Annotated in this window: 24 protein-coding genes; 15 read left to right on the forward strand and 9 right to left on the reverse strand. The window is 64.0% G+C overall.

Annotation, left to right across the window (positions count from 1 at the left end):
- Positions 1-103: 103 nt before the first annotated feature.
- Positions 104-721, forward strand: coding sequence for a GNAT family N-acetyltransferase (locus O6R08_RS04660; RefSeq protein WP_271418949.1), 618 nt, complete (start codon positions 104-106; stop codon positions 719-721).
- A gap of 13 nt (positions 722-734) precedes the next feature.
- Here the strand turns inward: O6R08_RS04660 and O6R08_RS04665 are convergent, their stop codons facing one another.
- Positions 735-941 (reverse strand): DUF7455 domain-containing protein, encoded by a 207-nt coding sequence (locus tag O6R08_RS04665; protein WP_271418950.1) that lies wholly within the window; start codon positions 939-941, stop codon positions 735-737.
- 150 nt (positions 942-1,091) lie between these two features.
- On the opposite strand from O6R08_RS04665, the gene O6R08_RS04670 reads away from it, so the two are divergent.
- Positions 1,092-3,257 (forward strand): DNA gyrase/topoisomerase IV subunit B, encoded by a 2,166-nt coding sequence (locus O6R08_RS04670; protein ID WP_408640135.1) that lies wholly within the window; start codon positions 1,092-1,094, stop codon positions 3,255-3,257.
- A gap of 55 nt (positions 3,258-3,312) precedes the next feature.
- On the opposite strand, the gene O6R08_RS04675 is transcribed toward O6R08_RS04670, so the two are convergent.
- The 3 genes from O6R08_RS04675 to O6R08_RS04685 form a co-directional block, all read right to left on the reverse strand.
- The gene (locus tag O6R08_RS04675) at positions 3,313-3,795 is read right to left on the reverse strand and encodes a carbonic anhydrase (RefSeq protein WP_271418951.1); all 483 of its coding nucleotides are present in this window, start codon (positions 3,793-3,795) and stop codon (positions 3,313-3,315) included.
- A 16-nt stretch (positions 3,796-3,811) separates the two neighbouring features.
- Entirely contained in the window at positions 3,812-6,460 is a 2,649-nt protein-coding gene (locus O6R08_RS04680; protein WP_271418952.1) for a DNA gyrase/topoisomerase IV subunit A, read from the reverse strand.
- Between the two features lie 62 nt (positions 6,461-6,522).
- Positions 6,523-7,620, reverse strand: coding sequence for an App1 family protein (locus O6R08_RS04685; protein ID WP_333907909.1), 1,098 nt, complete (start codon positions 7,618-7,620; stop codon positions 6,523-6,525).
- Between O6R08_RS04685 and O6R08_RS04690 the strand changes: the two genes are divergently transcribed.
- From O6R08_RS04690 to O6R08_RS04700, 3 genes are read left to right on the forward strand one after another with little or no spacing between them, the layout of a single operon-like run.
- Positions 7,601-8,263: a DUF5998 family protein gene (locus O6R08_RS04690; RefSeq protein WP_271418953.1), complete on the forward strand. Its 663-nt coding sequence runs from the start codon at positions 7,601-7,603 to the stop codon at positions 8,261-8,263. The two genes, O6R08_RS04685 and O6R08_RS04690, sit on opposite strands and share 20 nt — an antisense overlap.
- Complete coding sequence (locus tag O6R08_RS04695) at positions 8,260-9,387, forward strand: alkaline phosphatase family protein (protein ID WP_271418954.1); 1,128 nt, start codon at positions 8,260-8,262, stop codon at positions 9,385-9,387. The genes O6R08_RS04690 and O6R08_RS04695 overlap by 4 nt, the downstream gene beginning before the upstream one ends.
- On the forward strand, positions 9,384-10,031 hold the full coding sequence (locus tag O6R08_RS04700) for a thymidine kinase (RefSeq protein ID WP_271419246.1): 648 nt from the start codon (positions 9,384-9,386) through the stop codon (positions 10,029-10,031). The genes O6R08_RS04695 and O6R08_RS04700 overlap by 4 nt, the downstream gene beginning before the upstream one ends.
- A gap of 73 nt (positions 10,032-10,104) precedes the next feature.
- Here the strand turns inward: O6R08_RS04700 and sepH are convergent, their stop codons facing one another.
- On the reverse strand, positions 10,105-11,172 hold the full coding sequence (sepH, locus tag O6R08_RS04705) for a septation protein SepH (RefSeq protein ID WP_271418955.1): 1,068 nt from the start codon (positions 11,170-11,172) through the stop codon (positions 10,105-10,107).
- A 209-nt stretch (positions 11,173-11,381) separates the two neighbouring features.
- On the opposite strand from sepH, the gene O6R08_RS04710 reads away from it, so the two are divergent.
- Entirely contained in the window at positions 11,382-11,678 is a 297-nt protein-coding gene (locus O6R08_RS04710; protein ID WP_271418956.1) for a DUF4193 domain-containing protein, read from the forward strand.
- Positions 11,679-11,750: 72 nt separating this feature from the next.
- Here the strand turns inward: O6R08_RS04710 and O6R08_RS04715 are convergent, their stop codons facing one another.
- Entirely contained in the window at positions 11,751-12,050 is a 300-nt protein-coding gene (locus tag O6R08_RS04715) for a DUF4235 domain-containing protein (RefSeq protein WP_271418957.1), read from the reverse strand.
- Between the two features lie 41 nt (positions 12,051-12,091).
- Here O6R08_RS04715 and O6R08_RS04720 point away from each other — a divergent pair, with 41 nt between their 5' ends.
- From O6R08_RS04720 to O6R08_RS04735, 4 genes are read left to right on the forward strand one after another with little or no spacing between them, the layout of a single operon-like run.
- Entirely contained in the window at positions 12,092-12,649 is a 558-nt protein-coding gene (locus O6R08_RS04720; protein WP_271418958.1) for a DUF3093 domain-containing protein, read from the forward strand.
- Positions 12,642-13,100: a dUTP diphosphatase gene (gene dut, locus O6R08_RS04725; RefSeq protein ID WP_271418959.1), complete on the forward strand. Its 459-nt coding sequence runs from the start codon at positions 12,642-12,644 to the stop codon at positions 13,098-13,100. Before O6R08_RS04720 ends, dut begins: the two co-directional genes overlap by 8 nt.
- 42 nt (positions 13,101-13,142) lie before the next feature.
- On the forward strand, positions 13,143-13,859 hold the full coding sequence (locus tag O6R08_RS04730) for a DUF3710 domain-containing protein (protein ID WP_271418960.1): 717 nt from the start codon (positions 13,143-13,145) through the stop codon (positions 13,857-13,859).
- A gap of 2 nt (positions 13,860-13,861) precedes the next feature.
- Positions 13,862-14,254, forward strand: coding sequence for an OB-fold nucleic acid binding domain-containing protein (locus O6R08_RS04735; RefSeq protein ID WP_271418961.1), 393 nt, complete (start codon positions 13,862-13,864; stop codon positions 14,252-14,254).
- A 330-nt stretch (positions 14,255-14,584) separates the two neighbouring features.
- Here the strand turns inward: O6R08_RS04735 and O6R08_RS04740 are convergent, their stop codons facing one another.
- From O6R08_RS04740 to O6R08_RS04750, 3 genes are all read right to left on the reverse strand, one after another.
- Positions 14,585-15,538, reverse strand: a complete 954-nt coding sequence (locus O6R08_RS04740; protein ID WP_271418962.1) for an endonuclease domain-containing protein — start codon at positions 15,536-15,538, stop codon at positions 14,585-14,587.
- A gap of 447 nt (positions 15,539-15,985) precedes the next feature.
- Positions 15,986-16,654: a potassium channel family protein gene (locus O6R08_RS04745; protein ID WP_271418963.1), complete on the reverse strand. Its 669-nt coding sequence runs from the start codon at positions 16,652-16,654 to the stop codon at positions 15,986-15,988.
- A 40-nt stretch (positions 16,655-16,694) separates the two neighbouring features.
- Positions 16,695-17,390: a potassium channel family protein gene (locus O6R08_RS04750; RefSeq protein ID WP_271419247.1), complete on the reverse strand. Its 696-nt coding sequence runs from the start codon at positions 17,388-17,390 to the stop codon at positions 16,695-16,697.
- A 152-nt stretch (positions 17,391-17,542) separates the two neighbouring features.
- On the opposite strand from O6R08_RS04750, the gene O6R08_RS04755 reads away from it, so the two are divergent.
- From O6R08_RS04755 to dxs, 5 genes are all read left to right on the forward strand, one after another.
- Positions 17,543-19,567, forward strand: coding sequence for an APC family permease (locus O6R08_RS04755; RefSeq protein ID WP_271418964.1), 2,025 nt, complete (start codon positions 17,543-17,545; stop codon positions 19,565-19,567).
- Positions 19,568-19,750: 183 nt separating this feature from the next.
- Positions 19,751-20,932 (forward strand): class I SAM-dependent RNA methyltransferase, encoded by a 1,182-nt coding sequence (locus O6R08_RS04760; protein ID WP_271418965.1) that lies wholly within the window; start codon positions 19,751-19,753, stop codon positions 20,930-20,932.
- A gap of 1 nt (position 20,933) precedes the next feature.
- Positions 20,934-21,182 carry a DUF6767 domain-containing protein gene (locus tag O6R08_RS04765; RefSeq protein WP_271419411.1) on the forward strand — a complete coding sequence of 83 codons (249 nt, stop codon included), beginning with the start codon at positions 20,934-20,936 and terminating at the stop codon, positions 21,180-21,182.
- Between the two features lie 204 nt (positions 21,183-21,386).
- Positions 21,387-24,056 (forward strand): aconitate hydratase AcnA, encoded by a 2,670-nt coding sequence (gene acnA, locus O6R08_RS04770; RefSeq protein WP_271418966.1) that lies wholly within the window; start codon positions 21,387-21,389, stop codon positions 24,054-24,056.
- A gap of 255 nt (positions 24,057-24,311) precedes the next feature.
- Positions 24,312-26,180, forward strand: a complete 1,869-nt coding sequence (gene dxs / locus O6R08_RS04775) for a 1-deoxy-D-xylulose-5-phosphate synthase (protein WP_271418967.1) — start codon at positions 24,312-24,314, stop codon at positions 26,178-26,180.
- The last annotated feature ends 5 nt before the right edge of the window (positions 26,181-26,185 follow it).

Raw genomic sequence — 26,185 nt, forward strand, 5'->3', positions numbered from 1 at the left:
GCTGTGGTCGGTGGGACCGTGGCGCAGGAGGGCCACGTGCCTACCGACCAGCGTCCATGGCGAACCTCGCCTCGGCGAGGCTGCGGACCGGTAGAATCAGGTCATGGATACGTCAGTCAATGTCGACACGTCGTCACGGGCGGGGCACGATCAGGGCAGCGCCGCCGGTCGTTTCGTCGTCAAGGATGCTCATCGCGAGGACCTGCCTGAGGCCGCAGCCGTTCAAGCAGTGTGCTTCCGGGAGATCGGTCAGGGGGTGATCCCCGACGACATCCTCACCGAGGTCACCGGCCCTGGCATCGTCCACACCACCATTGAGCAGTGGGAGCAGTTCATGGACGACGGCGCAGTCTTCAAGATTCTTGTCGATCGTCTCGACATGAAGATTGTCGGCGTGGCGATGGCGCGCATGTCCACCAGTCCGGACGCTCCCACGCCGTGGGAGGTTGCAACCCTCCACGTCCTACCCGAAGCCCGCCATTGCGGGGCCTCGGACGACCTCCTCAACGCCTGCATCGAACATCGCTGCGCCTACGTGTGGGTCTTTGCCGACAACGCCCGCGCGATCAAGTTCTACCAGCGCCACGGGTTCCACGTCGACGACACCGACGGTGCCGTCGACGATTCCCTCGGCGGGGTGGAACTCCAGCGGCTCATTCGCGTCGCCGAACTCGATGCCGTGACGTCGGCGGGGGTGGTGGAATCCGGCCCACGCCCGTGAATCGTAGGTTTTCTCAGCTACGGGAGGACAGCTTCGTGGTGTCGTCCTGAATGTGCAGGGCTACCTGCTTCAGCTTGTCCTCGTGGGCCCGAGCATGGTGGGCACAGAAGAGGAGCTCGCCACCGTTGCGCAGCGTGATGCGCACATAGGCCTGTGCGCCGCAACGATCACAACGGTCCGCAGTGGTGAGGGCGTGGTGCTCGATCATCGTGGTGCTCATGACAACCTCCTCCGGTTCAGGTGTTCGTTCACCGCACTGGTCAACATACGTCATCGCTGGAATGTTCCCAGGAATATCGCTGAATGGTACGCGGCTGGGGGCGAACACTGTCGTCGAAAGCTTGTCCGAGCCTGCCGATAAGGTGTCCGAGTGACCAGGGACAAGACCTCGACCTCATCATCCGCGCCTGCTGACACCTCAGCTGGCGAGGCAAACACCGTGCGCACGGCGTCGACGAGCCGCGAGTACGGTGCCAAGAACCTCTTGGTGCTGGAAGGTCTTGAGGCCGTCCGAAAACGTCCCGCCATGTACATCGGGTCGACGGACACCCGCGGTCTCATGCACTGTCTGTGGGAGATCTTCGACAACGGTGTTGACGAGGCTCTGGCCGGGTTCGGGCGTCGCATCACCGTGACCCTCGAGAAGGGCGGGTCCGTTCTCGTCACCGACGAGGGGCGTGGCATTCCGGTCGACATCGAGCCGAGGACTGGGCTCAGCGGAGTCGAGGTGGTCTACACCAAGCTCCATGCCGGCGGAAAGTTCGGCGGCGGGGCCTACAACGTCTCCGGTGGTCTGCACGGCGTGGGCGCATCTGTTGTCAATGCCGTCTCATCCCGTTTGGACGTTGAGGTGGACCGCAAGTCCACCGTGTGGGGGATGAGCTTCCGGCGCGGTGTCCCCGGCGTCTTCGACGGAGACGGACCTGATGCCCCCTTCACCCCCGAGTCCGGGGTGCGCAAGATCGGCAAGGCCAAGCGCGGAGCCACCGGTACCAGGGTGCGGTACTGGCCAGACCGTCAGATCTTCCTGCCCGACGCCACGTTGTCGTGGTCCAAACTTGCTGATCGTGCTCGTCAAACGGCCTTCCTCGTCCCGGGCCTGGAAATCGTCATCACTGACGAGCGTGGCATCCAGACCGACCCGCAGACCGGAGATGTTCTCGAGACGATCAGCGAGACGATGCGCTTTGACGGCGGTATCTCCGAATTCTCCGAGTTTCTCGCCCATGACGAGCCGATCAATGACGTCATGAGGTTGCAGGGGGAGGCTTCCTTCACCGAGACCGTCCCGATGCTCGACGAGAATGGTGGCATGACGCCGACCGACGTCGACCGGGACCTCGCGGTCGACATCGCCCTGCGTTGGGGGACTGGCTACGACACCACGGTGCGCTCCTTCGTCAACATCATCGCCACTCCGAAGGGTGGCACCCACGTCCAGGGGTTCGAGCAGGGTCTGCTGCGGGCCTTCAATGCCGGCCTGGAGGGCACCCGCATCCTCAAATCCTCCGAGGAGATCGTCAAGGACGATGTTCTGGAGGGTCTGACGGCTGTGGTGACGGTGAGTCTGGCCGAACCTCAGTTCGAGGGCCAGACCAAGGAGGTGCTGGGCACCCCGCCGGTGCGGCGTCTCGTGGCCCGCATCGTCGAGGAGAAGATGACGGCCTTCCTGACCTCGTCCAAGGCCGCCGACAAGCCGGTGGCGCGGACCCTCATGGAGAAGGTCGTCAATGCCTCCCGGACCCGCGTCGCAGCCCGCGCCCACAAGGAGAACCAGCGTCGCAAGAACGCCCTGGAGTCCTCCCATCTACCTCCCAAGCTCAAGGACTGCCGCTCCTCGGATCCCGACGTCACCGAGTTGTTCATCGTCGAGGGCGATTCGGCCTTGGGAACGGCCAATGTGGCACGCAACTCCGAGCACCAGGCCCTGCTGCCGATCCGAGGCAAGATCCTCAACGTCCAGAAGGCTGACCTCGGCGCCATGCTCAAGAACCTCGAGTGCGCGTCGATCATCCAGGTCGTCGGGGCTGGATCGGGAAAGACCTTCGACCTCGATCAGGCCCGTTACGGCAAGGTCATCTTCATGGCCGATGCCGATTCCGACGGTGCCCACATTCGTTGCCTGCTGGCCACGCTCTTCTTCCGCTACATGCGTCCGATGGTGGAAGCGGGTCGGGTGTTCTCGGCGGTGCCCCCGCTGCACCGGTTCGAGATCATCAACCCCAAGAGGGGGATGGAGAAATACCTGTACACCTACAGCGACGCCGAGTACCAGCGCACCGCAGCCCAATTGGCCAAGAAGGGGGTGCGGTTCAAGGAACCACAGCGCTACAAGGGTCTGGGCGAGATGGACGCCTCCCAGCTCAAGGAGACGACGATGGACCCGCGTCACCGCACCTTGCGCCGTATCACCGTTGACGATGCGGCTGAGGCCGAGAGCACCTTCGAAATCCTCATGGGTAACGACGTCGCCCCGCGCAAACAGTTCATCGTCGAGGGGGCTTATCGTCTCGACGCCGAACAGATCGACGCATGAGAAGGTCTCACATCGGTCGACACCACCGTCGTCGGACTGGTTGGGGAGCTACCGGTCAGTAGATCTTCTCGACGCGCCCGGTCATGACGTCGTAGACCATCCCGGACACCTCGGCAGCCACCAGCGGATCGCAGCGCAGGGTCTCGACGTCGTGACGCAGCCCGGCCATCTGATCGGGACTGGACCCGATACGCATACCGGACAGGTCCGTGCCGTCGGTCTGGCGCACCTTCTCGATGAGCGTGGCGTCATCCCCGCTGGCCATCGCGCATTTGGTGTGGGCCAGCATGATGATCCGATCAATTCCGAGGATGTGAGAGCCCACGATCAGCCCGATGCGAGCGTCGGGGGTCAACCGACCACCAGGAGTGCGCAGCACCTTGGCGTCTCCGACCTTGAGATCGAAGATCGCCAGGGGATCCAGCCGGGAATCCATGCAACAGACCATGGCGACCCCACGCGCCGCCCGCCCCGGTGTGTCGGCCAGGTCGAAGGACTCGACGTACCGGGCATTGCCGTCCATGAGGTCGTCGAACATGGTCACAGTCTCCTGATCAGCTGAACAGATCCGGTTCTGATTCGTCGTCGTGGTCAATTGTGGCACGGCGACGACGTCGCTGCGCCGTGGACTCCTCCCCGTCCTGCGGGGGTGTCGACGCCGGGGCGGGGATGAGAGCACCGTCGGTATCTGGGGTCTCCTGATCCGAGCCGTCGACGGCGTCCACATCATCGTCCCAGGTGTCTGGGGCGAGCGGTGCGGCGGACTGGGCCATCTCGCCGCCATGACTACGGGTTCCGACGGCGAGGATGGGCTGGCGGCCCTGATCCCCGGAACCATCTCGACGCATGTTCGGCTCCGGCAATTCGACCGGAACACCCGATGCCGCACAAGCCACGGCAGGATCGGACCCGATCCAGGCCAGCACCAAGGCCGTCTCACCCTTGAGGAAGCGCTGACACCTCATGCCGCCGGTCGCCCGGCCCTTGGGCGGGTACTGGTCGAAGGGAGTCACCTTGACCGAGCCGGGCTCCTTGCCGGCGGCAGCGGGGGAGGAGGCCGCCACCGTCACGACTGACGAACCATGGCCGGCAGCTGCCCCGAAGAAGATCACCGGGTCCTTGGCCTTGATGCCGGCCACACCACCTCCGGAACGTCCTTGCGGGCGCACCGATGAGGCGGGGAAGTGAAGCAGGGACGCCCCCTCCGTGACGAAGCACAGTTCGAGGTCCTCATCGTCCAGCTCGGCGGCTCCGACGACCTCATCGCCGTCCTTGAGGCCGATGACCTCCCAAGAATCCTTGTTGAGCAGTTCCGGATTGACCCGTTTGACGACGCCATTGCGGGTGCCCAGGGCCAGGGATGGACCCTGTCCGGACAGGCTCGTCACCGCGAGAGCCTTCTCACCCTTGTCCAACTCGACAAGGTCCACCAGCGGGGTGCCGCCAGCCAGTGACGGGGCGGTGGCGGTCATGGGCAGACTGGCCAACTCGATGGCGTGTGCCCGGATGAGACGCCCGGCACTCGTGATGACGCCGAAATCACCACGTGTTGTGGTGCGGGCACGAGAAACGATGACGTCGTGGCTGGCCCGGTCCCCGCCACTGGGAAGATCGTCGTCGGTGTCGATACGAGCCAACAGACCGGTGGCCGACAGCATCACCCAGCACGGGGAGTCGGGGACTTCCAGGGGGGCGGAGGCGGCGGCGACGGCGGGAGCCGCTCCCAGCAGCACGGTGCGACGAGGGGTGCCGTACTTGGTGGACATCTCGGCGAGGTCCTGGGAGACGACTCGACGCAACTCGGACTCGTCCTGGACGATGAGGGTCAGTTTCTCGATACGCTCGCCCAGGTCGTCACGCTCGGACTCCAACTCAATCGTGGAGAATTTCGTGAGCCGACGAAGCTGCATGTCGAGGATGTAGTTGGCCTGCACCTCGTCGAGGTTGAACGCCTCCATGAGTCGGGTGCGGGCCGTCGTCGCGTCCTCACTGGACCGGATGATGGCAATGACGTCATCGATGTCGACGATGGCCAGCAGCAGGCCTTCCACCAGGTGCAGCCGGTCCTTAGCCTTGTCGAGCTGGAACTTGGTGCGCCGCAAGGTGACCTCGAGGCGATGGTCGAGGTAGACCTGCAGCATCTCGCGCAGACCGAGGGTTCGCGGCTGCCCCTCGACCAGGCTGACGGCGTTGATGGCGAAGGAGTCCTCGAGCTTGGTCAGCTTGTACAACCGCTCCAGCAGGGCCTCCGGGTTGATGCCGTTCTTGACCTCGATCACCAGACGGGTGCCGTTGGTCAGGTCCGTGAGGTCCTTGACGTCGGCGATGCCGGTGATCTTCTTGGATTGCACCAAGGTCTTGATCTGGTCGATGATCCGCTCCGGGCCGACCATGTACGGCAATTGCGTGACGACGATTCCGTGACGTCGCGGGGAGACCTTCTCGATGCGTGCGGTGGCGCGGATCTTGAAGGAGCCCTTCCCCGTCCGGTACGCCTCAGCGATGCCGTCAAGGCCGATGATCCGCCCTCCGGTGGGCAGATCCGGCCCCGGCACGAAGCGCATGATCTCCTCGAGGTCGGCGTCGGGATGGTCGAGCATGTGACGCAGGGCTGCGACGATCTCGACGAGGTTGTGTGGCGGAATGTTGGTGGCCATCCCCACCGCGATGCCCGAGGCCCCGTTGACCAGCAGGTTCGGGAAGGCGGCCGGCAGAACCGAAGGCTCGGTCTCCTTGCCGTCGTAGTTGGGTTCGAAGTCGACGGTGTCCTCGTCGAGCCCGTCGATCATGGCCAAGGCGGGGGGAGCCATCCGGCACTCGGTGTAACGCATGGCGGCCGGGCCGGCGTCCAAGGATCCGAAGTTGCCATGCCCGTCGACCAGGGGGAGGCGCATGGCCCAGGGCTGGGCGGTGCGCACCAGGGCGTCATAGATGGCAGCATCGCCGTGGGGGTGGAGCTGTCCCATCACCTGACCGACGACACGGGCCGATTTCACATGGGCGCGATCGGGGCGAACCCCCATGTCGCCCATGGTGTAGAGGATGCGACGCTGCACGGGCTTGAGACCGTCACGGGCATCCGGCAGGGCACGAGCGTAGATGACGGAGTAGGCGTATTCGAGGAAGCTGTTCTCCATCTCTCGGGAGACATCGACGTCGATGATGTTCTCGGTGAAGTCGTCATCCACCGTCTTTCTGGCCATCGTGTTACCTCCCTGGAAGCCGCTGACGACCTATTTTGGTCGATGGACGCGACATCCGCATGTCAGGGCCGCTGCGAGGAGTCCGCGTCGTTGAGCACCTCGTCGAGCAACGGGGCCAAGTGGTCTCCGTCAGGAGCGCGTACCAGCGGGGCTGATTCGGGGGTCCACTGCACCCGGTGGAGGTCCTCCAACACCGTCGTCGTTCCGTGAGCCAACACCTGCTGGGTCGTCGAGAGCTCCCGAATCGCGATCGCGCGGGTGTGGCCGGGCTGTAGCTCGTCGAACTCGGAGTAGATCCGGATGTCGTGCTGGCCATCATCGCCGACCAGCACCCACTCGATGTCAGGGAAATCGCGGGCCAGTTCACGCAGGGCCGTCCGCTTGTGATCGACGCCGGAGCGAAACCAGCCGGTGTTCGTCGGTCCCCAGTCGGTCAGCAGCAGCGGTCCTTGCGGGTAGCCGTGGCGGGCCAGGAACCTGACCAGGAACGGATAGGTGTTCCAGGCTCCGGTGGACACGTAGACCACGGGCGCGTCGGGATGACGTTCCAACAGCTGCTGGTACATCCGGGCCATGCCGGGAATGGATTTTCGGGCCTGCTCGGTGAGAACGAAGGAGTTCCATGCGGCGATGAGGGACCGTGGCAGGGAGGTTGCGATGACGGTGTCGTCGATGTCGGACACGATGCCAAAACGGGTGTTGCGTGACACGACGAGGACCTTCGCCTTCGTCGTGTCCCCGGAGGTCGAGAGAGTCACCTCGTGCCATCCCGGTTGCAATCCGTGGTTCTTGACGCGCACGTCGACGTATCCGGCTCGGTCTGCCCGAACGGTGATCTTCTCCCCGTTGACATCGACCTCGACCTCGGTGTCGGGGGCCGGTAACCCGAGGAAATTGCGCCATCCCCGCTGGGAGAGCAGGTCGATGGACAGCATGTTGCGCTGAGTGAGCGGAGAACGGTCGGGATGACGCTCCCGTTCCGGGCTGTTGCCGGGAGGACTGGTGAGGACGACTCGGCCCAGAACGCGCACATGCGTGGCCGATCCGTAACTGCGATACCCGATGACTCGCGGCATCCAACCGTGCCGGCGCAAGGTGGTGTTGAGACGCCGGTGAAGGGCATACTCGACTCGGGCTCCGATGAACGGCCGGTTCGACATGCCTTGGAGATTACTGGATCGGGCCGCATCGTGGGACGATGGGCCGGTGAGCCAGTCTGTCGATCAAGCCCGAACTCCCCTTCCGGCTGCCCTAGCCGCTGAGATCCAGTCCTGTGGATTCTTCCCCGAACTGGTCATCGACGCCGCCGAAACCTCGTTGGCAGGGGAGGAGGTCTGCGATCATCTGCTTCATCTTGAGGCAGCCTTCGACAATGACGAGGTTCACCGACATCTCACCGTCATCTTGCGTACCCCGACCCGAATGCTCATCGGTCACACGGACGAGCGCACCGAGGGAGGACGGTTGCAGGCCGTCACCGCGAGTGAGTCGATCCCCTTGTCGGACGTGAACTCGGTGGTGCTGACTCGCGTTGTCCAGAACCCCGACAAATTCGGCAAGGACCCTTCGGCGACGACGGTGGAGACGTGGCTTCAGATGACATGGCGGGCGGTCTCGCGTATCGAACTCGAGCCAGCCACCTGTGGTGACCCGATGTGTACTGCCGATCACGGATACACCGGCACCGTCAGCGGGGACGACATCGTCATCAGGATGAGCCCCGCCGCAGATGGCCCCGACCAAGTCGAGCGGATGATGGGGTTCGCCACTCGGATGCAGGTCGCCACTGGGGCAGCACGATGAGTTCCTTGCTGGGACCTGACCTCATGGCGCCGGGTCCGCAGACCCTGTCTGACCTGGTGCCCGCAATGGGCCGGGCCTTGACGGGTCTGGGATCGGCTGGGCTTGGCCTACCTGATGCCCGCCGTTACGTCTTCCTCCTCGTTGACGGCATGGGGCGGGAAAACCTTGAGCAGTCCCGACACCTGGCGCCCACCCTGTCTGACATGCAGATGTGCCACGACCTGACCTGTCAGATTCCCTCGACCACGGCGACCTCCTTGAGCTGTGTCGGTACCGGTGCCGCTCCCGGACGCCACGGCGTGGCCGGGTACACCTTCCGTGCTGCCTCCGGACTGGTCATGAACGCGTTGAGCTGGGCCAACGGCGACGACCCCGAGGTCATTCAGCCCCACCCGACGGCCTTCGACGATCTGGTATCGGCCGGGGTGACGGTCAGCAGCGTCGGTCCGGCTCGGTTCGAAAGGTCTGGGCTGACGCGAGCGAGCTTGCGCGGTGCGCGATTCGTGGCCATCCACGACGAGGAGGACGTCGACGAGCGGGTCGCCAAGACCCTCACGGCCTCTCGAGCTGGCGACGCCTCCCTGACCTACGTCTACGAGCGTTCCCTCGACCATGTGGGCCACGGAGAGGGATGGCAGTCCGCCGCGTGGAGATCGCGTCTCATGTGGGTTGACGACCTCGTCGGCGCCCTTCTTGACGCATTGGACCCCGGGACCGCCCTGGTCGTCACGGCAGATCACGGCATGATCGACGTGCCCCGGGACCACCGCGTCATGGTGGAAGATGAGGCAGGACTGCTCGCAGACGTCGATCTGTTGGCAGGAGAGCCACGTTTCCGCCACATCTACACCCGGCGTCCCGACGAGGTCGCACAACGGTGGCAACGGGTGCTTGCAGATCGTGCTCGCGTTGTCGTGGGCGATGAGGCCGTTGACGCCGGACTCTTCGGGCCTGTCGACGAATCCACCCGCCCCCGGTTCGGTGACGTCCTGGCCATCACCCGTGACGACTGGGCGATCATGAGTCGTGCCACCCCCAAGGAACTCTCCCTGGTCGGAATGCATGGTTCCCTGACCCCTCGAGAGATGAGGATTCCGTTGCTGGCACAGGTTTGCGAGGGCTGAGGATGGCTGAGCTCGTCTTCCACACCGGGCCGATGGACTCCGGAAAGTCCACCCTTGCGTTGCAGATGGACCACGCCCAGTCAGCCCACGACCGCCAGGGTGTCAGGTATGCCATGCATGATCGTTCCGGGGCGGCTCGAATCACGTCCCGTATCGGGTTGAGCGTCGAGGCCGTCGAGGTGACCGATTCCCTGGACCTGTACCAGGACGTCGTGGATCGGCTGAGTCGCGGTGGACGGATCGACTACCTCATCTGCGACGAGGCGCAGTTCTACCGTCCCGAGCAGATCGACCAACTCGCCCGGGTCGTCGACGATCTCGGGATCGACGTCTACTGTTTCGGGATCCTGGCCGATTTCAGGACCGAGCTTTTCCCAGGTTCCAAACGGCTCGTTGAGCTCGCCGATCGCGTTGTCCAGCCGCCCGTCTCGCCGCTGTGTTGGTGCGGACGTCCTGCGACCCACAACGCCCGTATCGTCGGCGGTGTCATGGTGCGCCAAGGAGATCAGGTAGGCGTCGGCGACATCGGCGGTGGGTCCGAGATTCACTACGAGGTGTTGTGTCGGCGTCACCACCGTCAGGGAATTACCGGAGAAATGTCCAAGGCGACCCTTTCGGAGCAGACCCTGCCCTTCGACGACTGACGGTCTCACGCACCACGAACCCAGCTCGACGACTGGGCTCGCGGGCATTCGCGTCCCAGACGGTCGGGACCTCTCAGGCGTGCGGGGCGGGGCCTCCGAACATGATCTCGTCCCACGAGGGGATTGACGCCCTCTTGGACTTGCGTGGCTTGCGCTTCGTGCGCGGCTGCTCCCCACCCTCGACGAGGGCATCTTGCGCTGGCTCGTCGTCGCTGTGCTGGCTGTCCTTGGCGGGCGTTGGCGTGCGAGTCGTCGATCTGGCTGCCTGCCTCTTGCCAGCGGGGTCCTTCCGCTTGCCAGCCGGGTTCTTCCTGGGCTCAGGCTCGTCTGTCGCAGGGCTCGAAGAGGGCTCGTCGGTGGTGGCCGCGTCGGCGCTGGTCGCCTCGCCGTTGGTCTGGGCCTCTTCTTCCTTGAGCTGGGGCTCGGGGGAGGAATCAGCGTCGACGACCGGCGTCTCCAGGCCCTCGTAGATGTTGACCGAGTCCTCCTGGAAACCCGCCAGCATCTCGTAGAGCATGTCCATGTCAGCCGGGGATGAGGGCACGAAGTCATAGACCCCGTCGTGCTTGGTCATTCCGGCGACGGCGTCGGGATCGGCCGACCGCTGAGGACGATTGCTCACGGCCCGAACGATGGCCAACTCGTCGTTGAGATCCAGCGTCGGTTCCTGGTCAGGATCGCGGGCACCAGCAGGCAATGGCTCGGCGGGGGCAGGGGAGCGGTCGTTGACGAGCCAGCGTGCACCGGCGTCCTCAGGAGAGGTGTGGCGGCCCTTGAGATCGAAGCGGAACATCGCTGTGCCCGGAGCCTCTTCGTCGGTCTTGGGCCAGGTGGCCTCGAGGGCCCAGGTGCGATCCTCGTGGCGCCACGATCGCCACGAGATCTTCTCATCGGGGATCGAATTGGCCTTGGCAACTCGGGAAATGACGGTTCCCAGGGTGCGGTGGGACCCAGGCGCGCCAGTGCGTCGAACCGGACACGTCATGGCGACCTCGATGATGTGGTCCAACTCGGCGAGGACCGGTACCGCGAAGGGTTCCACCTGATCGACGCCGACGCCCGCCTCAGCGGCCACCTCCTCGACAGTGGCCCCGGAACGGATCCGCGACTGAATCTCGCGGGGGCTCAGAGCGCTGTCCATCGTCCACCTTCCCTCCCGACTCCTTGTGGTCGGGGTTTGGCTGTGTGAGTCACCAACTTACTGCCTTCGGGCGTGATGGTACCGCCCGGATGCCCTGGCGCGCTGTCAGTCGGCTTGACACGTGTGATACACAAGGGTGCGAATGTTGTGCAGTCGCAACTCGCAGCATGTGAGTCGGCGACCTCTCGAGCCCTTACTGGAAGGTGACCATGGCTACCGATTACGACGCTCCGCGCAAGACCGATGAGGACGTCAGTGAGGATTCCATCGAGGAGCTCAAGAACCAGCGCAACGACAAGAACTCCGGAAAGGTTGACGAGGACGAGGTCGAGGCTGCTGAGGCCTTTGAGCTTCCCGGCGCTGACCTGTCCCACGAGGAGTTGACCGTTCGGGTGCTGCCTCGCCAGTCCGGCGAGTTCACCTGCGCATCCTGCTTCCTCGTGAAAGGACGTTCCCAGCTGGCTGAGGAGCGGGACGGCAAGTTCTACTGTGTCGATTGCGTCTGATTCTCCTCCCTGACACGCACGGGCCCTCGTCTCCGCGGAGACGAGGGCCCGTTGTCGTTGCTGGGGTGAGGCTCAGTCGTCGTCCTCGTCCCCGAGGCTCTTGCCGGTGATGGGGTTGACCGAGCTGAACTTCATCCAACGCTTGTTGACGAAGCGGTGCATGAGCAGCTGGGATCCGGCGATCCCGATGCCGCTGGCCAGCGCCCACGAGATCGCCTTCACGGTCGAGACCTCGGGGTCATTGGGCTCGGGAGTCTCCTCGTCGCCGGTGACGTACTTCCACACGCCCTCGACGACCTTTTGGCTAACGATGGTGGTGACGGCGCCAAGAGCACCGGCGTAAACCTTCCACAGGATCTTTTCTGGGATCATGACGCCATCATATGGGCTCGGGGACCGTCGACTAGGCTGAGATGGTGAATTCCCCCCACCCTTCCGGAACAGTGGTCTACTCCGAGAGACTCTGGGCGCCGTTCTCGTGGTGGCTCATCGGCGCCGCGGTGGCGATCTCGCTCATCGTGGCGATTGGTGCCTGGACGAGCCCGTCCACGGGCATCATCGTCGCCGTCATCACCACGGCTCTCGTCGTTGCCGTCTTCGTCGAGGCCGGACGGGTACGCATCGTCGTGACGGAGGAAGGATTCGGGGCAGGATCGTCCTGGATAGAGTGGAAGTGGGTCGACCGGGTACGCGGCGTGGATGCCCAGACCATGGCCTCGGTGATGCATTCCAGCCATCAGGTGGGCTCCTTCCTCCTCACGCGGCCCTGGATCAGGTCGGGGCTGGTGTTGAGGCTTGCTGATCCTGCTGACCCACATCAGGCTTGGATCGTCAGTACACGTCACCCCGACGCAGTGGCGGCGATCGTGTCTGAGTACGTCATGGCTCCCGATTCCGCCCCCGTGTCCGTCTCGTCCGTTTCCCCTGACCCTTCCAATGACTCTCGTGATGAGGAGGACAACCGTGGCTGACGTCATTGTCCCGACCGTGGCAGATCCCCAAGCCATGCCCCGCTATGCCATGCCTGGTGACGCCGGGGCCGATCTCACCTGTCGCCATGATGTCGACCTGGCTCCGGGGGAGAGGGCCATGGTCGAGACCGGTGTGCGTATCGCCTTGCCAGACGGCTATGTCGGGCTCATCAATCCGCGGTCAGGTCTGGCAGCTCGGTGTGGGTTGTCGATCGTCAACGCCCCCGGCACCATCGACGCGGGATACCGAGGTCAGATCAAGGTGTTGCTCATCAACACCGATCCCAGACAGTCAGTGCACCTTGAGGCCGGGTCTCGGATAGCACAGCTCGTCGTCGTCCCAGTCGTCCAGGCAGTGTTCCAGCCTGTCGATGACTTGGACCAGACCGAACGCGGCCAAGGCGGGTACGGGTCCACCGGCGTTTCCGGTGCGCGTCCCGCTGATGGTTAGACTGAAGTTGTTGACACACAGTGTCGGTCGAGGAAGGACACAATGTTCGGTCGCAAGAAGCGCAACGACGACGTCGAGACGGATGAAGTCATCGACGAGGAGCTCGAGACCAGTGAGGAGGTTCCCGACGACCCCGAGGAGGACGAGCCCAGCGAGGAGAAGGACACCTCCGCCTACCGGATCAACCTCGACCGTGAGGACGGTCCCTTCGACATCGATGAGGTCGACCTCGACGCAGACGATGTTGAGCGCATCGATTTCGGTTCCCTCATCGTCACTCCCTTCGAGAACATGCAGATGCAGATCCAGCTGGATCAAACCTCTGGTGCTGTGCAGAGCCTGCTCGTCGTTCAGGGGAACTCCGCCATTGAGGTGGCCCTCTTCGCTGCTCCTGCCTCGACCCTCATGATCGACGAGGTACACGAGGAGATGATTCAGGGCACCGCTGCTCAGGGTGGTGAGGCCAATGTCGGCCCCGGCCCGATGGGTGCCGAGTTGCGTCGCATCGTCCCGATGAAGGGCCCCGACGGAGAGGACGGCTACCACGTCTCTCGCACCTGGCTGGCCCAGGGGCCACGCTGGCTGCTGCGCGGTGTGCTTATGGGCGAGTCCGCTCTCGGCGAGAAGCTCGACGCCACCGGTCAGTTGCTGCTGGAGTTCTTCTGCAACCTCGTGGTGCGCCGTGACGACAGTCCGCGTGTGCCCGGCGATGTCATCCCACTCAAGGTTCCTGAGGGTTTGCGCCCGGAGGAGTCCTGATCATGGTCAGAGGCACCGATCCTCGCGCTCCCCGCGAATCGATGCTTCGGCGGGTCCTGCACCGGGTCACGGCATCCAACGAGGATCTCGTCGATGACGACCTGCAGCGCTCCAGTATCAAGGCCGGGGTCTCGACGATTGCCGAGGCCGCGATGCGCTCCCGCGCATCTCTCCAGGGGCGCATCGAGGTGCTGACCCTCAACCCGCGCGGGACGAATTGTTGGCTTGAGGCGGAGCTGCGCGACGGCACTGGGGCGGTGACGCTGATCTGGATGGGCCGACGTCGCATTGCGGGTCTGCGTGCCGGACGACGGATCAGTGTCGAGGGGATGATCACCGAGGCTGATGGTCGCCGGGTCATTTACAACCCCCGGTACACCGTTCTTCCTGACTGAGACCCAGCTTCTGGCCCTTTGAGAGCCGCGGCGAAGGATCCCGCGGTTTTTGCCTTCGCCGGGCTGGACATCCTTGCCGGACGAGGGTTTTCTACGAGCCCGCCCGCTGGGTCCGGCCGGTCCTCGGCGACATTCCTGGCGACCTTTGTGGCACTAGCCGTCTTCTGTCCTGTCCTTGTGGTGATGTGGGTGGTGATGGACTGTGGTGTGGGTTGGGGTAGCAGCTGGTGTGGTCGTGACCGGTTTTACCACGAGTGGGGTAGGCAGGGCTGCGGTGCAGGTCGTGGTCAAGCAGGCGTCGAGGCGCGCTCCCGGGTGATGAGTGGCGGTTCAGGCTGGTGCGGCACCGCCCATGATCTGTCGTAGGACGGGTTCGGTGAACATGGTTCTGGGTCGGTGGCGTCGGTGGAGGTGGGAGGCCAGCCAGTCCAGCACGAACCTTGGATTCCTGCGCATCATGGTCGGGGTGACGTGGAGCACCCTCCAGCCATGACAGTCCAGGTGAGCCGACCTCATCATCGTCTCCTCGAATCCCTCAACGGTGCCGTGCACAGACCGCCCATCAATCTCCACCGCGACTTTCTCAGCATCGAAGGCCTGATCCAGGTAATACGAGCGGTCCCCTGCCCACACTTTCCGGTTGGGTTTATGACCCCTCACTCCCACCGCACGCAACATTCGGGCCATCTCCAACTCCGGAACCGACCACGCGTTGAGATCAATATCAGCCAACGCGGCCTCGACCTGGGCTTTGGGATAGCGGCCCGTCAGGCTTTTACGGGCCCGCCGACATGACTCGGGGGTGACGATCCGTTGGCGAAGGGCTTCACAGACCCACTCCCACTGCCCCTGGATCGCCAGGACGAGGACGGATACTTCAGCGGTGGCGATGCGGACCCGTTGCCGCTCAGTGATGAACCGGCCTGGCACATGCCAACGATGCACGCGAATACCGGGGCGGGCCACCCGGCGCGTGGAGGAAAACGCCTCAACCTCATCGATGGTTCGAAAATCCATGGGTCTGGTGGTGCCAGGAGCCGTCATCCCCAGCAGCACAAGGGCGGCCTTGCCAACGATCACGACGTCGCGGTGCCATAACAGCAACGCCTGCATGATCGTGGTGGGTTGTCTGGCCAGGGCTGTGGCGGCGACCACGCCAGGCAGGATACGCACAGCGTCTCCTCGAGCTACTGCCCGGTCGGCCTGGCCTCGGATGTAGCTGTGACGATGGATACGGGCCACGCCGCGTTGATCGAGTCGTTCTTGGAGAGTTCTCACAACCATAGTTATCGGCAGACCAACCGATTTCCGCCAGGCAATCTCACATCTGTGGACAACCACGGTTGGGGCCATCAAACCCCCTGTGGACAACCGCCTCGTGACGCGGGACCCTGCTCCCTGAACTGGCAACACCCCCACCCACAACCCCGATCACCACCACACAGGTAGGGGATGGTCGGTCAGGTGGGTAGGCGGTGGTGGTCACAGGAACAGTCGGCCAGCCGGGTAGGTCATGGTCACCGCGGTGGTGATCCGGGTGATGACACACCAGCCTGTCACGAGAACTGGCAACACCCCCACCCACAACCCCGATCACCACCACACAGGTAGGGGCGGTTAGCCAGGTGGGTAGGCGGTGGTGGTCACTACGACAGGGGTCGGCCATCCGGGCCGGCGGTGGTGGTCACAGGAACAGTCGGCCAGCCGGGCCGAGGTCGCGAGACCCCCGTTTCAGCTGGTTCGGTGAGGCGCCAGTAGATCGGCCAGATCTGGCTCATAGTTTGGCGAGACCATGAAGAGCAGCTCGTCCCCGGCCTCGAGAGCGGCCTCGCGTTCGGGTGCACGACCTTGGCCGTCGCGGATGATGGCAACGAGAACGGCATCTCCGGGCATCGCGATGTCGCGGATGCGGTCACCAACACGCGGGGAGTTGTCAGGCAGGGTGAGCTCGACGAGGTTCGCGCGCCCCTTCTGGAAGGTGAACAGGTGCACCAACTCGCCGACGGTCACGGCTTCCTCGACCAAGGCCGCCATGAGTCGCGGGGTCGACACCGCAACGTCGACTCCCCACACCTGGTCGAACATCCACTCGTTGCCGGGATGGTTGACGCGGGCGACAGTCCTTGGCACGCCGAACTCCGTCTTGGCGAGCAGTGAATGGACCAGGTTCACCTTGTCATCACCGGTAGCTGAAATGGCGACGTCGCAGTGATCGAGGCGGGCCTCCTCAAGGGCGGCCATCTCGCAGGCGTCCGCGCACAACCACTCAGCCTCCGGGACAGTGTCTGGCTTCATGGCCTTGGGGTTCTTGTCAATGAGCAGGATCTGATGTCCGTGGGCAGTGAGCTCACGAGCAATGGACCTGCCGACGTTACCGGCTCCAACGATGACGATTCTCACGATTCTCCTTGCCTCAGGTGGTCAGCGTCGTGGGGTGCACTCAACGCTTGACCGGCGGCTTGGCCAGCAGGCTCTCGATTTCGGTGATGCGATCAACCTCGACCGCCACGTAGACGACGTCGCCGTCCTGCAGCAGGGTGGCCGCGTCAGGAACCATGCCCTGACCGAACCGCAACAGGAAGGGAATCGGGGTGTGGATGCGGTCCTGGATGGCGGAGATCTTCATCCCGACCCAGTCAGAGTGGGTGTTGACACGAATGAGACGCACCTGACCGGACGGGTCGCGCCATGCCGGTTCAGAACCCTCCGGCATGAGGCTTCGCAACACCTGGTCGGCAGCCCAACGCACGGTGGCCACCGTCGGGATCCCCAACCGCTCGTAAACCTCAGCACGTCCTTGGTCGTAGATGCGCGCCACGACGTTGTCCAGGCCAAACTCTTCGCGCACGACCCGCGCCGACAAGACGTTGGAGTTGTCGCCGCTGGAGACGGCAGCGAATCCGTCAGCCTCGCGGATCCCGGCCTTCTCGAGCACCGAGCGATCGAACCCAATTCCCTTGACCGTCTGTCCCTTGAAGTCGGGTCCCAGGCGGCGGAATGCGTTGTCGTCAATGTCGATGACCGAAACGTCGTGGCCACGCTTTTCCAGGAGAATGGCCAAGCTCGATCCGACTCGGCCACATCCCATGATGACGATGTGCACGTGACCCCTCTCCTGGGTGGCGGTAGCACCCATCCGTGTCCTGGTTGTCGGGGCCATTCTGCCGCGTCCCGGTCTGGTTGTCTCGTCCGAGGGTGATCGCTGGGCCGGGTGCGATGGTTGGCCTGACGATTATGAGGGTAGCGGCAAGGTGCCAATGATGTCTTTCGCAAGTAGAGTGACCCGCCGTGAAGGTTTTCCAAGCCGTCAAGAGGGTGCTCATCGGGCGCAAGCTTGAGAGCAGTGCTCTCGGTGAGACCCTCCTGCCGAAGCGGATCGCGCTACCGGTGTTCGCCTCTGACGCCCTGTCGAGCGTGGCGTACGCCCCTGACGAGATCCTCATCACCCTGTCATTGGCGGGTGCTGCCGGATTCGCGTTCTCGTGGAAGATTGGCATTGCTGTCGCCCTCGTCATGCTCATCGTCGTGATGAGCTACCGCCAGACGGTGCATGCGTACCCGTCCGGCGGTGGTGACTACGAGGTCGCGACGGCCAACCTCAGCCCACGATTCGGGCTTGTCGTGGCCTCTGCCCTCCTCGTCGACTACGTGTTGACGGTGGCCGTGTCGGTCTCGTCGGGCATCCAGAATGCCGAGGCCATGATCCCCGGTCTTGCCGGTCATGAGGGTGTCGCGGCGGCCGTTGTCATCGCGATTCTCACAGCCATGAACTTGCGTGGCGTCAGGGAGTCCGGAACTTTCTTCGCCATCCCCACCTACGCCTTCATGATCTCCGTGATCTGCATGGTTATTTGGGGTCTGACGAGGATTTTCGTCTTGGGGGACCACCTGCGTGCTCCTACCGCCGACTACACGGTCGTCGGAGCGCCGAAGTACACCGGCCTGGTCGGGATAGCTTTCGTCATCCTCATGGCGCGCACCTTCTCCTCAGGCTGTGCCGCCTTGACCGGTGTCGAGGCCATCTCCAACGGTGTGCCGTCCTTCCGCGAACCGAAGTCGAGGAACGCGGCCACCACCTTGGCAATGTTGGGCGGAATCGCCGTCTCGATGCTCATGGGCATCCTCATCCTGGCCAATGTCACCGGCGTCAAGATGTTCGACACGACGGGGGAGTCCCACCTCGTCGACACCCACGGACATGTCGTCACGGACCAGGTGACGGTCGTCGGACAGTTGGCCCGAACCGTCTTCTATGACTCCTTCAAGCCGGGGTTCTACATCATGATCGTCTGCACGATGATCATCTTGTTCCTGGCCGCCAACACGGCTTTCAACGGCTTCCCGGTGCTGGGTTCCATCCTCGCTCGTGACGGTTACCTGCCCCGCCGCCTGCACACCCGTGGTGACCGTCTCGCCTACTCCAACGGCATCCTGACGCTGGCCACCGGTGCCATCATCCTCGTGCTGGTCTTCAACGCCTCGGTGACTGCCCTCATCCAGTTGTACGTCGTTGGCGTCTTCATCTCGTTCACGGTGAGCCAAACCGGCATGATGCGCCACTGGACGCGGTTGCTGCGCACCGACACCTCCGCCTCGGTCAAGGAACGCCGCAAGTGGAAGCACTCGCGGGTCATCAACGGCATCGGTCTGGCGGGCACTGGTGTCGTCCTTCTCATCATCTTGGCGTCGAAGTTCATCCACGGTGCCTACCTCGCGCTCATCGCAATGGCCTTGGTGTACGTCCTCATGACGGGGATCAAGAAGCATTACGACTCGGTGGCCCAGGAGTTGGAGCTCAACAGCCCGTCCGACCGTGCCCTGCCGTCGCGAGTGCACGCGGTCATCATGATCTCGGACCTCAACAAGCCCACGATGAGGGCCATCCAGTTCGCCAAGGCCACCGTGCCGACCTTCTTGGAAGCGGTCATCGTCGACGTCGATCCTGACGTCACGGACCGTCTGTTGGAGCGGTGGGACGACGAGGACATCGACATTCCCCTCAAGGTCATTGCCTCCCCCTACCGCGAGATCACCAACCCCTTCATTGACCATATTCGCCGTATCCGTAGCGAGAACCCCCGAGACATGGTCGAGGTGTTCATCCCTGAGTACGTCGTCGGTCACTGGTGGGAGCACGTCCTGCACAACCAGACTGCTCTCGTGGTGCGGGCTCGCCTGCACTTCATGCCCGGAGTGCTCATCTCCTCGGTGCCCTACCAGTTGCGCAGCTCGGCGGTTCTGGAAAAGCGCTGGAAGCGGGAGGACCCGCGGTCATGGCGAGATCCCAGCGCCACCATCAGTGCGCGTCACTGACTGTGTGATGGTGTCCTTGCGAGGGTCTCGTGGTGACGATCAGCTCGAGACCCTCGCAGCTGTGCCATGACGGCCCGCCTCCTGCGAACCTGGCCTTGCTCACCCCCAAACTGCGGGGTTTGCAGCTCATCAACGCCCCAGCCGCCAGGACGTGACACCGTTGGGGGTCCTAGACTTGGGCGGGTGCAGGTGTCTGTTGATGCGACCCCGGTCGAGGAATTCGACCTCGTCATGGGCAACATTGCCCACGGTGGTTACTGTGTGGCGCGTCTGGACGGCAGGGTGGTCTTCGTCCGTGGCACCTTGCCGGGGGAGACGGTTCGGGTCCGACTCACTGATACCTCGAAGGCTTCACACTGGTTCGGGCAGGCCGTCGAGGTCATCTCGGCCGACCCGCACCGCGTCGACCCGCCGTGCCCGGTTGCGGGGGAGTGCGGAGGTTGCGACTTCCAGCACGTCGACATCGAGTTCCAACGCGAGCTCAAACAACGGGTGGTCGCCGAACAGCTCAGTCGTATCGCCGGTATCACCTGGACGGGATCGGTGGAGGCTGTCGAGGGTTCCTCCGACGGCCTGGGCTGGCGGACCCGTATGCAGTATCGCAGCATCAAGGGACGTCCGGGCCTGCGACGCCACCGCAGTCATGACGTGGTGGAGGTGCCCGACGGTGGCTGTCCCATTGCCCATCCGGCGGGGCGAGATGCCGCAGAGGCCGCGTGCCGGGGGTGTGAGCAGGCGATCGTCATGGTGACCAACTGCCTCACCGACAACCCGGAGGTCAGTGTCATCGCGGATGGTCAGCTCATCGCTGGCGGCGAGACGATGACGGCTCAGGTGGGCCAGCGTCGTTGGAAGGTCGGCGCCGGTGGTTTTTGGCAGGTCCATCCCGGGGCGGCTGAGGCCTTGGCTGACGCTGTGGTGGCTGGCTTGGATCCCCATCAGGGCGACGAGGCGTTGGACCTGTACTGCGGTGTGGGTCTGTTCGCGGGTCTGCTTGCTGATCGTGGCGTTCGTGTCCGTGGCATCGAGGTGTCACGTCAGGCGGTGGCATTGGCACGACGCAATGTCCCGGGTGGACGTTTCGTTGCTGGGCGCGTGGAGCGGGTTCTGCCCCGTATGAAGGCGAAGGCGAATCTCGTCGTGCTGGATCCTCCGCGCAAAGGCGCGGGAAAGGCCGTGGTTCAAGCGGTGACCCGTACCTCGCCGCGAGCGATCGCCCATGTCGCATGCGATCCGGCCGCTCTGGCCCGCGATCTGCACCTGTTCGAGATCAACGGATATGTGCCTCGTTCGATTCGGTGCTTCGACGTCTTCCCGATGACCCATCACGTTGAGGCCGTGGCGATTCTGAAGCCGAAGGTCTGAAATGGCAGACCCAGTTCCGAAGTGTCCGCTACGCCCAGGAGACCCCTGCAGCCTGTGCCAGCTCTATGTCACCGGGCCTCAGGATTGTGGGTTGGTCTACCTCGTCATGGGTGACGACGCTCTGCGCGACGAGCTCGTGAAATCGCGGAAAACAGCGCGCGAGAAGGCCAGGAAGACGGCTCCTGCGCAACCGGTTGACACGACCAACGCTGAGTTGGGACCTGATCCTCGGCTTGAAGGGCTCGACTGACCGCGACGTGACCCCTGGGCACAGGTATGACGTCGGTGCGTCCGCGGAGAGCCTGGAAGAGCCCTGGCAGTCACTGAAATTAGCCAACCCTTAGTTTGTAGCCGCCTCGCAACGCGATATCTTGACGTCAAGATATCTTGTTCCGCCACGATGTTGGGGTGGACGCGAGATGATGAAATCTGCATCGACTAGTCAGGAGTCCCCATGAGTGTCAACAGCTTCGACGCGAGGCGAACCCTCGACGTCGACGGCCAGTCCTACGAGATCTACGACATCACCAAGGTTGATGGTTCCGACAACCTGCCATACAGCCTCAAGGTTCTGCTTGAGAACCTGTTGCGCACCGAGGATGGTGCCAACATCACCGCTGAGCAGATCAGCGATCTGGGGCATTGGGATGCCGACGCGCAGCCGTCCAAGGAGATCCAGTTCACCCCGGCCCGCGTCATCATGCAGGACTTCACCGGCGTGCCCTGCATCGTCGACCTGGCCACCATGCGAGAGGCTGTCGCCGACCTCGGAGGTGACCCCAGCAAGGTCAACCCGCTGTCTCCCGCCGAGATGGTCATCGACCACTCCGTCATCGTCGAGCGCTTCGGCACCCCGCAGGCCTTCGAGCAGAACAAGGACATCGAGTACCAGCGCAACCGCGAGCGCTACCAGTTCCTGCGTTGGGGGCAGACGGCCTTCGAGAACTTCCGCGTCGTCCCGCCAGGCACTGGCATCGTCCACCAGGTCAACATCGAGCACCTCGCCCGCGTGACCTTCGTCCGTGACGAGGAGGGCAAGAAGATCGCCTACCCCGACACCTGCGTCGGCACCGACTCCCACACCACCATGGTCAACGGCCTGGGCGTCGTCGGCTGGGGCGTGGGCGGCATCGAGGCCGAGGCCGCCATGCTCGGCCAGCCTGTCTCCATGCTGGTTCCGCGCGTTGTCGGCTTCAAGCTCTCCGGCCAGCTTCCCGACGGCGTCACTGCCACCGACCTCGTCCTGACGATCACCCAGATGCTTCGTGAGCACAAGGTCGTCGGCAAGTTCGTCGAGTTCTACGGTCCCGGTGTGGCCGCCGTGCCGCTGGCCAACCGCGCCACCCTGGGCAACATGAGCCCCGAGTACGGGTCGACCATCGCCGTCTTCCCCATTGACGACGTCACCCTGGACTACCTGCGCCTCACCGGCCGTGACGAGTCCCAGGTCAAGCTCGTCGAGGCTTACGCCAAGGCCCAGGGAATGTGGCACGACCCGGATCGCGAACCGCGGTACTCCGAATACATGGAGCTCGACCTGTCCACGGTCAAGCCGTCCATCGCCGGCCCGAAGCGTCCTCAGGATCGCATCCTCGTCTCCGAGGCCAAGGACACCTTCGAGAAGACCGTTGGTGACTACACCACCAACCCGGGTGCCGTCGTCCCCGTCACCCTGGCCGACGGACGCTCCTTCGAGCTGCGCAACGGTGCCGTGACGGTTGCCGCCATCACCTCGTGCACCAACACGTCGAACCCGAGCGTCATGATCGCCGCCGGTCTGGTGGCCAAGAAGGCCCACGAGCTGGGTCTGTCTCCCAAGCCCTGGGTCAAGACCTCGTTGGCTCCGGGCTCCCAGGTCGTCACCGACTACTTTGAGCGCGCCGGACTCTCCGAGCACCTCGCAGCCATGGGCTTCGACCTGGTTGGCTACGGCTGCACCACGTGTATCGGCAACACCGGTCCGCTCATCCCCGAGGTCTCGGCCGCCATCAACGACAATGATCTGGCCGTCACGGCCGTCCTGTCTGGTAACCGAAACTTCGAGGGTCGTATCAGCCCCGACGTCAAGATGAACTACCTGGCCAGCCCGCCGCTGGTTGTGGTCTACTCGATCGCCGGCACCATGGACATCGACCTCGACAACGACGTCCTGGCCACCACCCCGGACGGCCGCGAGGTGCGTCTGGCCGATCTGTGGCCATCCACCCAGGAGATCGAGGAGATCGTCGGATCGTCCATCTCCGCCCAGATGTACTCGCAGCGCTACGCCGACGTCTTCGACGGTGGCCCGCGGTGGAAGGAGCTGGAGACCCCCGAGGGCGAGACCTTCGCATGGGACCCCACATCCACCTACGTCCGCAAGTTGCCGATCTTCGACGGTATGAAGGCTGAGCCCGACCCAGTCGGTGACATCACCGGCGCTCGCGTCTTGCTCAAGCTCGGCGATTCGGTCACCACGGACCACATCTCACCGGCCGGCAACATCAAGACCGACTCCCCGGCGGGCCAGTGGCTGGCTGGCAACGGCGTCGAGCGTCGAGACTTCAACTCCTACGGCTCCCGCCGTGGCAACCACGAGGTCATGATGCGTGGCACCTTCGCCAACATCCGCCTGCGCAATCAGCTTGCCCCGGGCACCGAGGGGGGCTTCACCCGGGACTTCACCAAGGCTGATGGACCGGTCACCACGGTCTATGACGCCTCGGTGAGCTACCGCGAGCAGGGCATCCCGTTGGTCGTCCTGGGTGGCAAGGAGTACGGCTCCGGGTCTTCTCGTGACTGGGCCGCCAAGGGCACCCAGCTGCTGGGCGTCAAGGCCGTCATCACCGAGAGCTACGAGCGCATCCACCGCTCCAACCTCATCGGCATGGGTGTCCTGCCGCTGCAGTTCCCGGAGGGGCAGTCTGCTGATTCCCTCGGTCTGACCGGTGAGGAGACCTTCGAGATCACCGGCGTCGACAAGATCAACGAGACGATCCCGGAGACGGTCCACGTCAAGGCCGTCAACGGTGACAAGGTCGTCGAGTTTGACGCCGTCGTGCGCATCGACACCCCAGGGGAGCGTTCCTACTACCTCAATGGGGGCATCCTGCAGTATGTGCTGAGGAACATGGCTCGTCACTGACGTATGCCTTCCGTCGGGGGCGGTGACCACGCGGGGTTGCCGCCCCCGACGGTCGTCTCGTGGGACAGGACACCAGGGGGCGTGACGACGACAACGGGTCGGCCCGGCGCCCCCTCGCCATGCCGATGGTTCGTGCACCCCTGGCCCTGCTCGGGGCCATGAACTTGCGCAGTCGAAGGCCAGAAGGTGTGCGTGAGGCGAAACGAAGTGGAAAGTGGGTTCGGCGTCATGCTGACAGGTTCTAAGATGTCACCTATGGCTCTTCTCGACGACATCGGCTGCCCCGACGACGTGAGGAAACTCACCATCGAACAGGCCGAAGACCTCGCCGACGAGATTCGTACCTTTCTCATCAAGAATGTTTCGCGGACTGGCGGCCATCTGGGGCCCAATCTTGGTGTGGTCGAACTGACGATTGCCCTCCACCGGGTCTTCGACTCACCCTACGACCCCATCATCTTTGACACCGGTCATCAGAGCTACGTTCACAAGATCCTCACCGGACGCGCTGCGGGCTTCGACAAGCTGCGTCAGCGCGGTGGATTGTCCGGGTACCCGAGCCGGGCCGAGTCGGCCCACGACTGGGTCGAGAACTCCCACGCCTCCGCATCGTTGTCCTGGGCCGAGGGCATGGCCAAGGGATTCCTCTCCCGTGGTGAGGACCGCACCGTCGTCGCCGTCATTGGTGACGGGGCTCTCACCGGCGGTATGGCCTGGGAAGCCCTCGACTCGATTGCCGATCAACAGGACCTGCGACTGGTCATCGTCGTCAACGACAATGGCCGCTCCTACACCCCGACGGTGGGAGGGCTGGCCAACCAGCTCGCCATCATTCGCACCGATCCTCACTACGAGGAAGCCCTCGATCGTATGAGGCGACACGTCACCGACAAGCCGCTGGGCAAGCAGGTCTTCGGTCTCATGCACGCCGCGAAGGCCGGCGTCAAGGACGCTCTCATCGGCAATGGAATCTTCTCGGATCTGGGAATCAAGTATCTCGGTCCGGTTGACGGCCATGACGTCTCGTCGGTCGAGCGAGCCCTCGAACTGGCCAAACGCTATGAGCATCCCGTCATCGTCCACGTCATGACGACCAAGGGCAAGGGATTTGCTGCGGCCGAGGCCAACGAGGAGGACCACTTCCACGCCGTCGGTCAGATCGACCCCAAGACTGGCGAATCCCTCAAGGTCTCCGGTGGCGCCTCCTGGACCCAGGCTTTTGCCGGGGCGATGGTCGAGCTGGGGGAGAGGCGTCCCGACGTCGTGGGGGTGACTGCTGCCATGCTTCACCCGGTCGGATTGGCCCCGTTTGCCGCCCGCCACCCGGAACGGGTCGTCGACGTCGGCATTGCCGAGCAGCATGCGGTCGCCGCAGCAGCGGGTTTGGCTGCTGCCGGTATTCATCCCATCGTCGCCTTGTATTCGACCTTCCTCAACCGGGCCTTCGACCAGCTCCTCATGGACGCTGGTCTGCATCATGCTGGCGTGACGATCGTGCTGGACCGTGCTGGAGTCACCGGAACCGACGGTGCCTCTCACAACGGCATGTGGGACATGGCGATCTGTGGAATCGTGCCTGGTCTCATGCTCTCGGCACCTCGTGACCGTCAGCATCTGATCTCGGCGCTCAATGAGGCCGTCGACATTGACGATCGCCCCACCGTCATCCGGTACTCGAAGGACCTCATGCCTGACGACATCCCGGTGGTGTCGTGTCACGATGGTCTGGACGTCCTGCGCGACGGACCCGAGGACGGCATCCTCCTGGTCGCCCATGGCCAGTTGTGCACTGATGCCGTGCAGGCGGCAGACAGCCTCGACATCCCGGTGCGCGTCGTGAGCCCCCGCTGGTCCTTGCCGGTGTGTGCGGGCCTGCTCGAGGAGGCCTCGAAGGCTCGCGCCATCGTCAGCGTGGAGGACGGTCTCGTGGTTTCCGGGCTCGGATCCCATCTCGCTGACGCCTTGTCACAGCGTGGGGTCTGGCCCGCGATGCGCAACCTCGGTATCCCACAGCGCTACCTTGACCACGATTCGCGATCGAGCATCATGGCTGAGCTGGGCCTCACCGCCGAAGGGATCGCCGAGGCCGTCACTCAGATGGCCTCGCACCTCGACGCCCACTGAGCTGG

The sequence above is a fragment of the Cutibacterium equinum genome (genome assembly GCF_028021195.1).
In the GTDB taxonomy this organism is placed as follows: Bacteria; Actinomycetota; Actinomycetes; order Propionibacteriales; family Propionibacteriaceae; genus Cutibacterium; species Cutibacterium equinum.